Annotated in this window: 14 protein-coding genes; 5 read left to right on the top strand and 9 right to left on the bottom strand. The window is 64.5% G+C overall.

Annotated features, from left to right (window positions below; all coding sequences use genetic code 11):
- Positions 1 to 10 precede the first annotated feature (10 nt).
- Complete coding sequence (locus EB233_RS02260; protein ID WP_064990248.1) at positions 11 to 1,333, bottom strand: tetratricopeptide repeat protein; 1,323 nt, start codon at positions 1,331 to 1,333, stop codon at positions 11 to 13.
- Between the two features lie 226 nt (positions 1,334 to 1,559).
- Here EB233_RS02260 and EB233_RS02255 point away from each other — a divergent pair, with 226 nt between their 5' ends.
- Positions 1,560 to 4,349, top strand: coding sequence for an autotransporter family protein (locus tag EB233_RS02255; protein WP_081294143.1), 2,790 nt, complete (start codon positions 1,560 to 1,562; stop codon positions 4,347 to 4,349).
- A 53-nt stretch (positions 4,350 to 4,402) separates the two neighbouring features.
- Here EB233_RS02255 and EB233_RS02250 read toward each other — a convergent pair whose 3' ends face one another.
- On the bottom strand, positions 4,403 to 5,026 hold the full coding sequence (locus EB233_RS02250) for a LysE family translocator (protein WP_027053801.1): 624 nt from the start codon (positions 5,024 to 5,026) through the stop codon (positions 4,403 to 4,405).
- Between the two features lie 142 nt (positions 5,027 to 5,168).
- Complete coding sequence (locus tag EB233_RS32110; RefSeq protein WP_080511902.1) at positions 5,169 to 5,291, bottom strand: hypothetical protein; 123 nt, start codon at positions 5,289 to 5,291, stop codon at positions 5,169 to 5,171.
- A 236-nt stretch (positions 5,292 to 5,527) separates the two neighbouring features.
- Here EB233_RS32110 and EB233_RS02245 point away from each other — a divergent pair, with 236 nt between their 5' ends.
- The 4 genes from EB233_RS02245 (at position 5,528) to EB233_RS02230 (ending at position 10,085) form a co-directional block, all read left to right on the top strand.
- Positions 5,528 to 6,298 carry a L,D-transpeptidase gene (locus EB233_RS02245; RefSeq protein ID WP_064990249.1) on the top strand — a complete coding sequence of 257 codons (771 nt, stop codon included), beginning with the start codon at positions 5,528 to 5,530 and terminating at the stop codon, positions 6,296 to 6,298.
- Positions 6,299 to 6,385: 87 nt separating this feature from the next.
- On the top strand, positions 6,386 to 7,552 hold the full coding sequence (locus EB233_RS02240) for a diphosphate--fructose-6-phosphate 1-phosphotransferase (protein WP_064990250.1): 1,167 nt from the start codon (positions 6,386 to 6,388) through the stop codon (positions 7,550 to 7,552).
- The gene (locus EB233_RS02235; RefSeq protein WP_064990251.1) at positions 7,552 to 8,289 is read left to right on the top strand and encodes an MBL fold metallo-hydrolase; all 738 of its coding nucleotides are present in this window, start codon (positions 7,552 to 7,554) and stop codon (positions 8,287 to 8,289) included. The genes EB233_RS02240 and EB233_RS02235 overlap by 1 nt, the downstream gene beginning before the upstream one ends.
- Positions 8,290 to 8,543: 254 nt before the next feature.
- On the top strand, positions 8,544 to 10,085 hold the full coding sequence (locus tag EB233_RS02230; RefSeq protein ID WP_064990252.1) for a DegQ family serine endoprotease: 1,542 nt from the start codon (positions 8,544 to 8,546) through the stop codon (positions 10,083 to 10,085).
- Positions 10,086 to 10,185: 100 nt separating this feature from the next.
- Here EB233_RS02230 and coaA read toward each other — a convergent pair whose 3' ends face one another.
- From coaA to hisH, 6 genes are all read right to left on the bottom strand, one after another.
- Entirely contained in the window at positions 10,186 to 11,145 is a 960-nt protein-coding gene (coaA, locus tag EB233_RS02225) for a type I pantothenate kinase (RefSeq protein WP_064990253.1), read from the bottom strand.
- 24 nt (positions 11,146 to 11,169) lie between these two features.
- Positions 11,170 to 11,493 carry a phosphoribosyl-ATP diphosphatase gene (locus EB233_RS02220; RefSeq protein WP_064990254.1) on the bottom strand — a complete coding sequence of 108 codons (324 nt, stop codon included), beginning with the start codon at positions 11,491 to 11,493 and terminating at the stop codon, positions 11,170 to 11,172.
- Positions 11,494 to 11,524: 31 nt separating this feature from the next.
- Positions 11,525 to 12,316 carry an imidazole glycerol phosphate synthase subunit HisF gene (hisF, locus tag EB233_RS02215; RefSeq protein ID WP_064990255.1) on the bottom strand — a complete coding sequence of 264 codons (792 nt, stop codon included), beginning with the start codon at positions 12,314 to 12,316 and terminating at the stop codon, positions 11,525 to 11,527.
- Positions 12,316 to 13,152: an arginase family protein gene (locus tag EB233_RS02210; protein ID WP_064990256.1), complete on the bottom strand. Its 837-nt coding sequence runs from the start codon at positions 13,150 to 13,152 to the stop codon at positions 12,316 to 12,318. The genes hisF and EB233_RS02210 overlap by 1 nt, the downstream gene beginning before the upstream one ends.
- Positions 13,149 to 13,898 carry a 1-(5-phosphoribosyl)-5-[(5-phosphoribosylamino)methylideneamino]imidazole-4-carboxamide isomerase gene (gene hisA / locus EB233_RS02205; RefSeq protein WP_064990257.1) on the bottom strand — a complete coding sequence of 250 codons (750 nt, stop codon included), beginning with the start codon at positions 13,896 to 13,898 and terminating at the stop codon, positions 13,149 to 13,151. The genes EB233_RS02210 and hisA overlap by 4 nt, the downstream gene beginning before the upstream one ends.
- Positions 13,899 to 14,016: 118 nt before the next feature.
- The gene (hisH, locus tag EB233_RS02200) at positions 14,017 to 14,667 is read right to left on the bottom strand and encodes an imidazole glycerol phosphate synthase subunit HisH (protein WP_064990258.1); all 651 of its coding nucleotides are present in this window, start codon (positions 14,665 to 14,667) and stop codon (positions 14,017 to 14,019) included.
- Position 14,668: the final 1 nt, after the last annotated feature.

The following is a 14,668-nucleotide window of genomic DNA, read 5'->3' as shown; positions in this document are numbered from 1 at the left end:
CGGCTTCGGGTCAATTCTCTGACAAATCGGCCGTACGTCGCGCAAGCAGCACCGACAGCGGACTGTCCGGCCGCGCCATCGACCGCTCGGCCGTGAGCGCTCTTGCCATGGCGCCGTCACCGGCCCGCAACGCCGCCTCGATCAGCGTCAGGTCGATGACATCGCGCTGTGCATGGCTGCCGCCGAAGCGGTTGGCGATCGCCCGTATCGGCCGGATCAGCTGCACGACGTCGGTGTATCTGCCCTCGCCGAACGCCTTGATCGCCAGCGTTAAGGGATGGCCGACATCCCGCGTGAAAGCGGCGTTGTCGCCGCTGCCATGCATCGCTTCGCGCTGCGCCTCGAGCAAGGCAAGGGCGGGTCCGTCGAGGCCGGCGCCGACGAAGGCCATCATCGCGTGGGCATCGTTGAAGGCGTAGTCGCCGGCGCCGGCCTTGGGCCAGTTGGCGGCGAGCGTTGTCCAGCGGTCGCCGACATCGACGCCGCCGAGATGCAATCGCCACAGAACCGCCGACGCATCGACCATGTTCAGCGCCATCGCCGAGGGTGTGCCATAGATCGGTCCGTCATAGAGGGCCAGCACCTGATCGGTTTCGCCGAGATCGTAGTGAAACAGCGCCAGATGCCACCAATTGTGCACCTGCAGGAAACTCTCCTTTGTCCAGGCCTCGGGATTGGCGCGCATCCAGGCGATGCCATCCCTTTGCCGGCTCTGCATTTCCATGACGTGGGCGACCGCATGCTGCGCCCAGCCGTCGCGTGGCTCGATCTCCACCGCCGCGCGGCCAAGCTTTTCGGCCCTGGTATAGTCGCCCATCTCCTCCAACCCGAAGGCCTGCATGCCCAGGACGGCATGGTAACCCGGCATGTCGCTTTGCCAGGACGGCAAGGCGCGGGCGATGCGGTCGCGCAACATGCGGGCATTGCCGGTGAAGAAGTCGATCTGGTGCCCGACCTGCAGCGCCAGCCCGTCGAGAGGGGTCTCGATGGCGATATCCTCGAGGACCCTGGCGGCGTCATGCCAGCGCCCATTGGCGAGGTGGCCGAGGGCCACGACATGCGCCTCCTCGCGCGTCGTGGCGGCGAGCGGCAGGGCTGCCTGATGGCAAGCCCTGGCCACCATCGTCGCTTCACGCTCGGTGGCGAGGCCGAAGAGATAGCCCTTGAAGACATGCGCCATGACGAAACCGGGATTTTCCGCGATGGAACGGTCGACGGAGGCAACCGGATCGCCGATGAAGCACAGCAGTTCACGGACCGCCTGACTGTAAGGCGTGAACCCGGCTTCGGTGGCGCCCGAAAATGTCAGGCCAAATGCGTCCCTGATTCCCATGCAACGTCCTCTGATCGGGCTCGGACCGGGCCCCAGACCCTTCGGCCAAAGCGATCTTAAAGCATGGGCCAGCAACGTGCCAATCACGCGCTGCAAGAGGTCTATCTCAGTAGCCTTTGCAGTTCATCAACCATGGAATGCAGATTAGGCTTTGTAAAAGCGAATGAATTGTGGCTTCATTGCGGCGCGGCGAAGGGCTTGTAATCGCGATCTGAGAGGGGACGCGATGTGGAAGTTTGAAATACAGCGCCCGAGTGGTCGTTCGGAAAACGTCGGCGAATCGATTTCTTTGGTGCGACGAAAGACACGGCAGATCAGCCCATGGTTTATTAGCTTACTTGCAACAACAGCGCTTGTGTTGCTGCCCAATTCCGCAGCCTTGGCAGCCTGCGTGCTGGTTCCATCGGCGGGAAATACCACCTTCACCTGTGACAGCGGCGATTCAGGCGGCAGCCTCACCGACACCAGCGGCGACAACACGCTGACCTTCCCCGCCGGCGGCACCGAGCAGGTGAGCGGCAACGTCACCTTCGGCGCCGGTACGGACCGCATCAACATGCAGTCCGGCACTATTACCGGCGCGGTCGACCAGGGCGATGGCACGGATTTCTTCTCCATCGGTGGTGGCACCGTCACCGGCAATGTCCAGCAAGGCGCCGGCATCGACGACTTCAACATGAGCGGCGGCCAGATCGGATCGCTCAACCAGGGCGACGGGCTGGACACGTTCACCATGACGGGCGGGCGCATCGTCGATTTCTTCGACGATGGCGATAACGCCGTGATGACCGGCGGTCGCATCGGCCGGGTCAACATGAAGCTCGACAAGAACTATTTCAACATGTCCGGCGGCACCATCGACCGCAACCTCGTTACCGGCTTCGATCAGGACACCATCATTCTCTCGGGTGGCACGATCGGCGGCAACATCAGCGTCAGCGGTGGCAACGATAGCGTCACGATATCAGGCGGCACGGTCGGCGGCGATGTGCTGATGAGCTTCGGTTCCGACAACTTCGTCTGGAATGGCGGCGGCATCATCTATGGTTCCGTCGATCTCGGCGCCGACAACGATACCGCCAAGCTCGGCAACCTCACCAACGCCAATCTCGGCGCCACGGACGCCATAAATGGCGGCCTTGGCACCGACGCGCTGACCTTTGACAATGTCAAGCTGGACGGGATCGCGCGGGTCCAGAACTGGGAGAGCATCGACGCCACCAACGACACGCAATTGATGCTGGATGGCACTCTGGTGCTCGGCGACAGCGGCACCGGCAAGGGCTCGCTCAGCGTCGACGCCGCGAGCACGCTCTATGGCGGCGGCTTCAACGCCGAGATTCGCGCCTTTACGGCGGGCCAGATGGCAGACGTGATGAATGCCGGACGCATCGACCTGACCAACGGCACGACCGGCGCGACCGATCGGCTGACGATATCAGGCAATTATACCGGCCTCGGCGGCCTGCTGCTCATCCAGACCGAACTTGGCGACGACACCTCTGCTTCCGATAGGCTCGTCCTGTCGGAAGGCACAGCTTCGGGCTCGACCGGCATTGCGGTGGTCAATGTCGGCGGTGCCGGCGCGCAGACCACCGCCGACGGCATCATGGTCGTGCAGGCGATCAACGGCGCCTCATCCAGCGCGACGGCCTTTGCCCTTGATGCGCCGGTGGCGGCGGGCGCCTTCGAATACTACCTGTTCAAGGGAGGCGTCAGCGCCGGCAGCAACGAGAACTGGTATCTGCGCTCGTCGCTGACAACGCCGGCGACACCGGCTTCGGCGCCACCGGTGCTGGAGCCCGCACCGCCGCCGGAGCCCGAGCCGCCGGCGGCCGAGCCGCCGCCACCACCGCCCTCCGAACTGCCGCCGGTGGCCGTGCCAACCGAGGGCGATATCAACAACCCACCGGTCGACCCGACGCCGCCGGTGCAGGCCAGCGATCCGGCGCCAGAGCCGCCGCCGCCGCCCTCGCCGGCGCCGCCCGCGGATCCGCCGCCGCCGCCGCCGGTGGTGCCGACCGCGGTGCCTGACCTGCCGACCCCGACTCCGGGTCAGCAGATCCTGCTCTATCGCATCGAGGTTCCCGTCTATTCCGCATTGCCGCCGGTGGCCGAGCATCTGGCGATGACGACGCTCGGCACTTTCCACGAGCGGCGCGGCGAACAGAGCCTGCTGTCGGATACGGAACTGTCACCGGTCTGGGGTCGCATTTTCGGCCAGGACGCCGAGATGGGCTGGTCGGGAACGGTGTCGCCGTCCTTCGACGGCACGCTGTTCGGCCTTCAGGCAGGCTTCGACGTGTTCGGGCGCGATACGGCCTCAGGCGGCATGGACCGCGCCGGCCTGTTCGTCGCCTATGGCAGCGTGAACGGCGATGTGCGTGGCCAGGCGCTGGGACAGAACGATCTGGCCGTCGGCAAGCTGGACGTCAACGGCACCAGCGTCGGCGGCTACTGGACCCGGATCGGCCAAGGCGGCTGGTATCTTGACGGCGTCCTCATGGCCACCTTCTTCGGCGGCAATGCGACCTCGTCGCGCGATGTCGGCATCGACGGTGGCGGAACCGGCGTCACCGCATCGCTGGAAGGCGGATATCCCATTGCGCTGGGGCAAGGCTGGACGCTCGAGCCACAAGCCCAACTCGTCTGGCAGCACCTTTCGCTCGACGATACCAATGACCGCTTCTCGTCGGTTTCCTTCGACACCGACGGCGGCGTCACCGGCCGGCTGGGCGCGCGCCTGCAGGGCGAGACGACGATCAACGGCACGGCGCTGCAGCCCTATCTCAAGGCCAACATCTGGCACGATTTCGGCGGCACCGACACTGTCAGCTTCGACACCACGGACATCACGACCCAGAGCCGGTCGACCTCGTTCGAATTCGGCGGCGGCGTGGTGGCCAAGGTGACGGACAAGGTCAGCATCTTTGCCACGGGCGACTACACCACCAACCTCGGCGGCGACAAGCGCCGCATCCTTGAGGGCAATCTGGGCATCAGCGTCAAGTGGTGAACGAGACCATCCGGAACCGGAACCGGTTTCGGATGATCCGATAAAGGACAGGCCTAATTGCCCGAACGTATGGCAACGGTGGCGATGCCGGCGCCGACCAGCAGCGTGCCGCCGGTGCGGTTGAAGATGCGGATTGCCTTGGGATTGCGCACGACGTTTCGGGCGCGCGCCGCGATCAGCGCATAGCCGAAGGCATTGGCGAAGGCGAGCGCCAGGAAAGTCGTCTCGAAGATCAGCATCTGCGTCCAGAAATTGGCATGCCGGTCGAGGAACTGCGGCAGGAAGGCGACGAAGAAGGTGATGCTTTTCGGGTTGAGCGCGGTGACCAGCCAGGCATGCGCCATCATCTTGGCCGACGACACCGCATCGGTGCGCGGTTCGGCCTTCAACGCGCCGCCGGCGCGGAACAATTTCACGCCGAGATAGATCAGGTAGCCGGCGCCGATCAGCTTCAGGACCGTGAAAACGCTCGCCGACGCGGCGAGCAATGCGCCGATGCCCAGCATCGAGAGCGTCATGGCGGTGAAGTCGCCGAGCGCCACGCCAACCGCCATCGGCAGCGCGGTGCGCCAGCCCTGGCCCAGCGCATAGGACACGACCAAGAGGATGGTCGGACCCGGAATGACGAGCAGGATGGTCGACGCGGCGGCGAAAGCGGCCCAGTTTTCGAAGGACATGCTCGTCTCCCTTGAGCTCAAAGAAGAGGATAAATCCTTGGGTCCGGGAGAATGTAAAGCAATTTGTTTCCTGCAATTGCGGGCGCGAAACCGCTACGTCGTTTCCCGCAATTGCACCAATTGCGCCAGCGGCAGGCCGGCGTCAGTTCGCGCCGCCCAGCGTGCTCACGATATCGGCCAGGCTGACATCGGCACCGAGAACCAGTGCGGCCGCGACAATGGCAGCGGCAAAAAGCGTGATGTCGGTCTTTAACGTCTTGCACATGGAGGCCCCTCGCTGGTCGCGTGACGGGTAGGAGAGACCGGTGCCGGGATTATGACCCGACCTGGGTCTTTTTGTGCAGGAGCGCTGGGTTGGCCCGTCATTCGGGAGGCCCGATGCGGCCAGGCAACGCGCAAATGCAGGCAGTGCAAGCATTCACGCTTTATCAACCATGAATGATGAAAATGCCCGCTATCCGGCCGGACCGTGCTTCCCGCCGATAGCGTAGGGTTGGGTATATGCGTGAGTTGCCGCAAGGTCTGACGCCGCCACGGAACGGCGACGCAATCGAAACCGATCTTTTTCTCTCTCGCCGTGCCGTCTTGTCCGGGGCAGGCGCCTTGGCCCTGCTCGGCATCGCCGGCTGCTCGACCTCCAGTGACGGCGCCATGCCGGCGCTGCAGCTGGACAATACGGTTACCGGTTCCGTGCCGCCGATGCGGCCGGCGATCAGCGTCGACAAGAACATCACCAGCCCCGACCTTATGTATGCCGCGCTGACGGACAACGGTTTCAACGTGCCCGAGGTGCCCTATCTCAAGGTCAAGCCGGAATTCCGCCGCCAGATCGTCGTCGACACCACCGGAGAGGCGCCGGGCACCATCGTCGTCCATCTCAAGGAACGCATGCTCTATCTGGTCCAGCCGGGCGGTGACGCCATCCGCTACGGCGTCGGCATCGGCAAGGACGGCTTCCGCTGGTCCGGACGCGCCAACATCCAGTACGGACGGGAATGGCCGACCTGGACGCCGCCGCCGGAGATGATCCAGCGCAAGCCCGAACTGGTGAAGTGGCAGGGCGGCCAGCCCGGCGGCCTTACCAATCCGCTCGGAGCGCGCGCTCTCTACATCTACCAGGACGGCAAGGACACCGGCTATCGCATCCACGGTTCACCGGAATGGTGGAGCATCGGCCAGGCGATGTCGTCGGGCTGCGTGCGCCTGATCAATCAGGACATTATCGACCTCTACAGCCGCGTCTCGAAGAAAAACCCGGTCGTCGTCATGTGATCGTCCAGTCGGCCCGACTCCCCCGTTGCGCGATAGCGAAAGACAGGCGAATGTGCCTGCGAAATCATCGCTCGGGAGACGTCAGGAATGGCCGGAACTTTTGTTATCGCGCAGGGCGGCGGCCCGACAGCCGTCATCAACCAGACGGTCGTCGGCGCCACGCTGGAGATCCGCAAGCGGCATCCGGGCGCCAAGGTGCTTGGCTCCATCCATGGCGTGCGCGGCATTCGTGACGGCAATTATGTCGACCTCTCCGCCATCTCCGAAGATCGGCTGCGGCTGATTGCCGGAACACCGAGTGCAGCACTCGGCTCGACGCGCGACAAGCCGGATGCCGCCTATTGCGATGTCATCCTCAATGGGCTGAAAAAAGCCGGCGCCGATGCCTTCATCTATATCGGCGGCAATGACACGTCGGGCACGCAGCAGATCCTGACCGACGCCGCCGGCGGCTCCATCGCTTTCGTCCATGCGCCGAAAACCATCGACAATGACCTGGAGGAGAACGACCATACACCCGGCTTCATTTCGGCGGCCGAATTCGTTGCCGGCGCCTTCCTCTCCGTCGATCTCGATTTCCGTGCGCTGCCCGGCATCTATGTCGGCATCGTCATGGGCCGGCATGCCGGCTTCCTGACCGCGGCGGCGGCGGCTTGGCAGCTCGATCCCGACAGCGGGCCGCATCTGGTCTACGTGCCGGAGCGGCCATTCTCGGCCGCGGGCTTCATCGACGATGTGCGCGCCACGCTCGACCGCCACAAGCGTTGCATCGTCGCCGTGTCGGAAGGGGTGAGCACCGCCGACGGCAAGGCGCTGGTCGAAAGCCTGGTGCCGCCGGAGAAGCTCGAACGCGACGCGCACGGCAACGTGAAACTGTCGGGCAGCGACCTTCCGGCAGCGCTCGAACGCGCGCTGGCCGAGGGCCTGCCGGGCAAGCGCGCTCGCGTCGATGCGCTCGGCTACATGCCGCGCGGCTATGTCGGGGCCATCAGCGCCGTTGACGCGCAGGAGGCGTTCGATGCCGGCGCCTTCGCCGTCTCCGTCGCCGAACAGGGCGGCGGCTCGGTGGCGCTGCAATATGATGGCTCAAAGACCGTGCTGAAGAAGGTGCCGCTGAAGAACGTCGCCGGCAAGACCCGCCACATGCCGGACGATTTCATGCAGCCCGACGCCAACCAACTGTCCAATGCCGGCATGGCCTATCTCAAGCGGCTGGTGCCGGAAAAGTACAAGGTCGGGAAGCCGTTCGTCTGATGCCGGGCTCACACCTGCTACCGGCCTGGTTCAGCAAGAGCATCGTCGACGACAGGACGACGATGCTGACCGAGCCGTTCGTGCATGGCTATGTGCGCGCCAACATCTGGCATCTCGCCGGCCGCGATGCCGACCTTCTGGTCGATACCGGCATGGGCATCTGTCCGCTGGCGCCGGAGATCGAGACGCCGCGGGGTAAGCCGCTGCTGGTCGTCGCCACCCACATCCATCTCGACCATGTCGGCTCGCTGCACGAATTTGCGTGGCGGGCCGGGCCGAGGATGAGTGCGGCGCAATTCGAGAGCATGGATGAGGCGGCGACCTACGCCTACATGTTCCATGATCTCGAGGGCGCCGTGTCGAAACTGCCGGCACCGGGCTGGAAGTCGGCGGAATACAAGATTCCCCCGGCGCCGTTGACTCGGACCCTCGACGAGGGCGACGTGGTCGATCTCGGCGACCGGCAATTTCATGTCCTGCACTTGCCCGGGCATTCGCCGGATTCGATCGCGCTGTTCGACGAGGCCGATGGCCTGTTCTTCAGCGGCGACGCCATCTACGACGACAAGCTGATCGACAGCCTGCCGGATTCCGACCGCGCCGCCTATGTCAGTACCATGCGGCGCCTGCTCGACCTGCCGATCCGCATCGGCCATGGCGGGCACGGACCAAGCTTCGACGGCAAGCGTATGCGTGAGATTGCAACGGCTTACATCAGGCAAGCCGGCGACAGCTGAGCTCCACCGGTACTGCCAGCTGGCGGGAGAAGCTGGCGGCCAGCTGCATTACCAATCCTGCGCAAAGAATTAAATCTTTGTAATATAACCGAAAAAACCTAATTCGCCCGCATCCGCGCCCTAGATTCCGGTTTCATCGACCGGGACGGCCGCCGCATGAAGCGAGACAGGCAGCCGCGACGGCCGATACGCCGAATGGGCCGCTCCCCCCGAGGCCACGGCGCCGAACCCAATGTCTCGCACGGACAACGACCATGTCATCTCTCAACATTCTTCGCAGACATCGCGTCGCCGCATTGCTGGGCGCCGCCCTCATCATCTCCCCCTTCGTCGTCTCATACGCTCAAAGCGCCAGCAGTGCAGGCGTGAGCAACGTCGTGGCGACGACCCAGACCCCAGTCGCCGGCATCACCGCCCCCAACGGGTCGTTCGCGCCGATCGTGGCGGCGGACAAGCCGGCCGTGGTGACCGTCACCACGATCATGAAAGCGCAACCGGCCAACGCCGAGGACGGCATGCCGCTCGGCAACTCGCCATTCGACCAGTATTTCCGCCAGTTCTTCGGCGACCAGGGCATGCCCGCCCCGCAGACGCCGCCGCAACAGACGCAACGGGCCGAAGCGCTCGGTTCCGGCTTCATCGTCAATGCCGACGGCACCATCGTCACCAACAATCACGTCGTCGACGGCGCTTCCTCGATCAAGGTGACGCTCGACGACGGCACCGAACTTCCGGCAAAGCTTGTCGGCCGTGACGCCAAGAACGATCTTGCCGTGCTCAAGATCAAAGCCGACAAGCCCTTGCCGACGGTCAAGTGGGGCGATTCCGACAGGCTGATGACCGGCGATCAGGTGCTGGCGATCGGCAATCCGTTCGGCATCGGTACAACAGTCACAGCCGGCATCGTCTCCGCACGCGGCCGCGACTTGCATAGCGGGCCGTTCGACGACTTCATCCAGATCGACGCGCCGATCAACCACGGCAATTCCGGCGGCCCGCTGGTGGATGTGAACGGCAATGTCGTCGGCATCAACACGGCAATCTATTCACCCAATGGCGGCAGTGTCGGCGTCGGCTTCGCCATCCCGTCCGACCAAGCACAGAAGGTCGTGGCCAAGCTGATGAAGGACGGCTCGATCCAGTACGGCTACCTCGGTGTCGAGATCCAACCGGTGACGCCCGACGTGGCCAGCGCCATCGGGCTCGATCATCCCGGCGGCGCGCTGGTTTCGAAGGTCAATGACAGTTCGCCCGCCGCCAGTGCCGGCATCGAGGCAGGCGATGTCATCACCGGCTTCGCCGGACAGGACGTGAAAGACCCCAAGGATCTGTCGCGCGCGGTTGCCGATGTCGCGCCGGGCGCCAAGGAGCGGCTGGATGTCTGGCGCAAGGGCAAGGCCATGCAGATTTCCGTCGATGTCGGGCAAAACAGCGACGATGTGAAAACCGCATCGACCGACAATTCCGGCCTGCCGGGCGCCGAACAAGGCTCGCGGGCACCCGCGATCGGCCTCGGCCTGATGGACATCACGCCCGACATTCGCCAGCAGATGAACCTCGCCGACAACGAGCATGGTGCGGTGGTCGCGAGCGTCAGTCCCGACAAGGCGGCGGCCGCCGCCGGCATCCAGCCGGGCGATATCATCGTCGCCGTCAACCAGGCCCCCGTGAAGAGCGCCAAGCAGGTCACGCAGGCGATCGCGCAGGCCAGCAAGTCGGGCCGCAAGTCGGTGCTGCTGCTGGTGGAACGCGACGGCGGCCAGATCTATGTCGCCGTGCCGTTCGCCAATGGCTGAGCCGCGAAGCTGACTTGAATACCGGCGTGGCGGCCTGTCGACGACGAGCCCGCCGCGCCGTCCATGAAACGGTGAACTGCCCTGGCGCACCAACAAACAGCTATAGCTTGCGTAGCGCCACTTCCTCGATCAGATGATCGGCGCCCTTGCGCAAGATGATGTCGGCACGGGCGCGCGTCGGCAGGATGTTTTCGCGCAGGTTCTTCAGATTGATGTTGGTCCACAAGCCTTCGGCGATGGCGCGCGCCGATTCCTCCGAGAGCTGCGAATAGCGGTGGAAAAAGGAATCCGGATTGCGGAATGCGGTCTCGCGCAGACGCATGAAACGGGAAATGTACCACTGGTGGATCAGTTTCTCGTCGGCATCGATATAGATGGCGAAATCGAAAAAGTCCGACAGGAAGGGCACGATCTTGCCGTCTTGCGGCAGCTTCCCCGGCTGCAGCACATTGATGCCTTCGAAGATCAGGATATCGGGCCGATCGATGGTGACGAATTCACCCGGAATGACGTCATAGGTGAGGTGCGAATAGACCGGGGCGCGGACATCGCGCTGCGCCGACTTGATGCCTGACAGGAAGCGCAGCAGCGCGCCGACATCGTAGCTGTCGGGAAAGCCCTTGCGTTCCATCAGGTTTTCGCGGCGCAACACCTCGTTGGGCAGCAGGAAGCCATCGGTGGTGATGAGATCGACCTTGGGGCTCGACGGCCAGCGCGCCAGAAGCTCTTTCAGCACGCGCGCCGTGGTCGACTTGCCGACCGCGACGGAACCGGCAATGCCGATGATGAACGGCGTCTTGACGATGTCGACGGCATTGAAGAAGGCCTGGCGCTGCCGGAACAGCAGCTGGCTGGCTTCGACATGGGCGGACAGAAGTCGCGACAGCGACAGATAGATCCGCTCGACTTCGGCAAGATCGACCGGATCGTTGAGCGAGCGCAGACGGCGGAATTCGTCGTCGCTCAGCGTCAGCGGCGTGTCGGCGCGGAATTGCGACCATTGCTCGGCTGAGAAGAAACGAAAGGGGGAATATTTCTCGGTCGGCGCGAGCTGATCCATCGAGATACCTGCCCTCCCTAGCGCTCAGCCCTTGGGCCGTGACGCCTTCTCGGCGATGCCCGAACGCCCGGTGCGGCTTTCGAGCTCCTTGAGCACGTCGCTCAACGGCACGCCCGAGAGGCCGAGAACGACGAGCCAATGATATATAAGATCGGCACTTTCGGAAACGAGGTCCTCTCTGTCGCCCTTGACGGCGGCAATCACGGTCTCGACCGCCTCCTCGCCAAGCTTCTGCGCCGCCTTGTCGATGCCGCGCGCGAACAGCTTGGCCGTCCACGAGTCGGGATCGCCGGAACGGGCGCGTTCCCCGACGATTTTTTCCAGATCGGACAGCGAAAACTCGGTCATGGCGCCTGGGCCCTTTTCTAGCCGGAAGCCTCTAGGACCGATCGGCCGGGGAGTCCAGCCGCATGGGCAGGCCTGCCGCAGCCATGTGCGCCTTGGCTTGCGCTATCGTGTAGGTGCCGAAATGGAAGATCGAGGCCGCCAGCACGGCGCCGGCATGGCCGTCGCGAATGCCTTCGACCAGATGATCCAGCGTGCCGACGCCGCCCGAAGCGATGACCGGCGCGCGCACCGCGTCGGCAATCGCACGCGTCAGCGCGATGTCGTAGCCCGCCTTGGTGCCGTCGCGGTCCATCGAGGTCAGCAGGATCTCGCCGGCGCCGCGATCGACCATCTTTCGCGCGAATTCGACCGCGTCGATGCCGGTCTTCTCGCGCCCGCCATGGGTGAAGATCTCCCAGCGATCGGCCTCACCGGGCCCGGACACTTTCTTGGCGTCGATGGCGACGACGATGCATTGGTTGCCGAACTTGTCGGCCGCTTCGGCGACGAAATCCGGATTCTTCACCGCCGCAGTGTTGATCGACACCTTGTCGGCGCCGGCCAGAAGCAGCTTCCTGATATCGGCGACCTGGCGCACGCCGCCGCCGACGGTCAGCGGCATGAAGCACTGTTCGGCGGTGCGGGCAATAACATCGAAGATCGTTTCGCGGTTGTCGGATGAAGCCGTGATGTCGAGAAAGCAGAGCTCGTCGGCGCCGGCGGCGTCATAGGCCTTGGCCGCCTCGACCGGATCACCGGCGTCGATGAGATCGACGAAATTGACGCCCTTGACGACGCGGCCGTCCTTGACGTCGAGACAAGGGATGACGCGGGCTTTCAGCATCAAGCGCCCTCTATCGTGGCAATGAGATCGTTGAGCAGTCGGCCGACCAGCGGCGGCACATCGGCCTGAGCGTCGAACGCGGGATCGTAAGCGGAAACCGTGATGCCGACGACCGGCATGGCAAGCGCCATGGCGCAGGCCGCGTCGCGCAACTGTTCCGGATCCGGGCCGCCTGGGGTGGTATAGCGATTAGCCTGCAAGGTCTTGGGATCGTGGACGTCGAGATCGAGATGCATGTGCACGCTTTTGGCGCCCGCGGCCTTCAGCTTTTGCGTCGCTTGCGCCACGCCAGGGCATTCGGTGCGGATCACCGGCAAGGTCTCGAGTAGTTTCTTCTCCGCCGGATCGAGATCGCGGGCGTTGACGAGCACGCAGCGCGAAGGATCGATCGGCCTGAAACCGGGAATGGCCGTTGCCATCGGACGCCAGCACAGGCCAAGCACGGTCGCCAGGGCCATGCCGTCGAGAAAGCCGTGTATGGAGGTCTCGGGCGTGTTGAGATCGCCATGCTGGTCGGCCCAGATGATTGCATCGGCGCCCTCGCCGGCGACAGCGCCGGCCGATGTCAGGCAGTTGCCGGCGAGCACGATGGGGAACCGCCCCCTGTCGATGGCGATGCGGACCTCGCCCGAGACGGCGTTGCAGACGGCAAAGCCGGTGGCGATCTCCCGCTCCTGACCGTCGCCGGCCCTGCCGATATCCTCGACCTCGACATCGTGACCGGCCATGGTCAGGGCGTCGACGAGACCGCCTGATATCAGCGCATCCGGCCCCTGGCCCATGCCGCCGTGATAGTGGCCGCTGTCATAGGAGGCGAGGATAATGGTGATTTTCACGATTTCGCCTCCGCCACCGGCCGGCCGTGCAGGATCGCCAGCGCCTCGGCCGGATCGATGCGGCCGTCATAGAGCGCGCGACCCGAGATGGCGCCTTCGAGCTTTCGCGCGTCGGGCATGGTCATGCGCACGATATCGGCGATCGATGCGAGGCCGCCCGAAGCGATGACCGGGATCGACACGGCGTCGGCGAGGTCGATGGTGGCGTCCCAGTTGATGCCGGTCAGCACGCCGTCGCGATCGATGTCGGTGTAGATGATGGCGGTCACACCGGCCCCCTCGAATTTCCGTGCCAGTTCGATGACGCCGAGGCTCGACGCCTCGGCCCAGCCTTCGACCGCCACCTTGCCGCCCTTGGCGTCGATGCCGACGGCGACCTTGCCCGGAAAAGCCTTGCAGGCCTGCCTGACCAGATCGGGATCGCGCACCGCCACCGTTCCGAGGATGACGCGCGCCAGCCCGCGGTCGAGCCAGTCCTCGATCTGCGCAATCGTGCGGATGCCGCCGCCGAGCTGCACCGGGTTCTTCGTCGCCTTGAGGATGGCGCCGACCGCCGCACTGTTGACGCTCTGGCCCTTGAAGGCGCCGTTGAGGTCGACGACATGCAACCATTCGAAGCCTTGATCCTCGAAGGCTTTTGCCTGTGCGGCGGGATCATCGTTGTAGATGGTCGCGGTCGCCATGTCGCCCTGCTTCAAGCGCACACATTGGCCGTCCTTGAGGTCGATGGCAGGAAACAGGATCATGCTGCGCTGCGCTCCTTGAAAGCCTGGGCGCTTGAATTGGCTCGTGGATGGATCCCATCCGGCAAAGGCTCGTGCCGCCCCTTGAGGGGCAGCGCCAACATCCGGCGCGGATTGCTCATCACGGCCTCCACTTCAGGAAATTGGTGATCAGCGCCAGGCCCAGCGCCTGGCTCTTCTCTGGATGGAACTGCGTGCCGACGAGATTGTCGCGCCCGACAGTCGCCGTCACCGGACCGCCATAGTCGGCTTCGGCCAGAACCTCGTCCGGCTTCCTCGCGTCGAGATGGTAGGAATGGACGAAATAGGCGTGCAGGCCGTCCGGTCCGGTCGGGATGCCGGCGAACAGCGGATGTTTGCGCCGGAGCTCGATCGTATTCCAGCCGATCTGCGGGATTTTCAGTGCGGCATCGGTGGGCGTGATCTCCTTGACGTCGCCCGCTATCCAGCCAAAGCCGTTGGTGACGGTCTTTTCCAGGCCGCGCTCGGACATCAGTTGCATGCCGACGCAGATGCCGAGGAAAGGCCGGCCTTTACGAACCGCGACGTCCTCGACCGCCTCCCACATGCCGTCGACGGCGTGCAAGCCGGCCGCGCAGTCGGCATAGGCGCCGACACCGGGCAGCACGATGCGGTCGGCCGTGTGCACCCGGTCGGCATCGGCCGTCAGGTCGATCTCAGCTGCTATGCCGGCTTCGCGCGCGGCGCGCTCGAAGGCCTTGGTGGCCGAGCGCAGATTGCCCGAACCGTAGTCGATGATTGCTACCCGCATG

It is taken from the genome of Mesorhizobium erdmanii (assembly GCF_013170725.1).
Lineage (GTDB): Bacteria > Pseudomonadota > Alphaproteobacteria > Rhizobiales > Rhizobiaceae > Mesorhizobium > Mesorhizobium erdmanii.
Note: the sequence above shows the minus strand (reverse complement) of the source record. Positions and strands in the feature narration are given on the sequence as shown.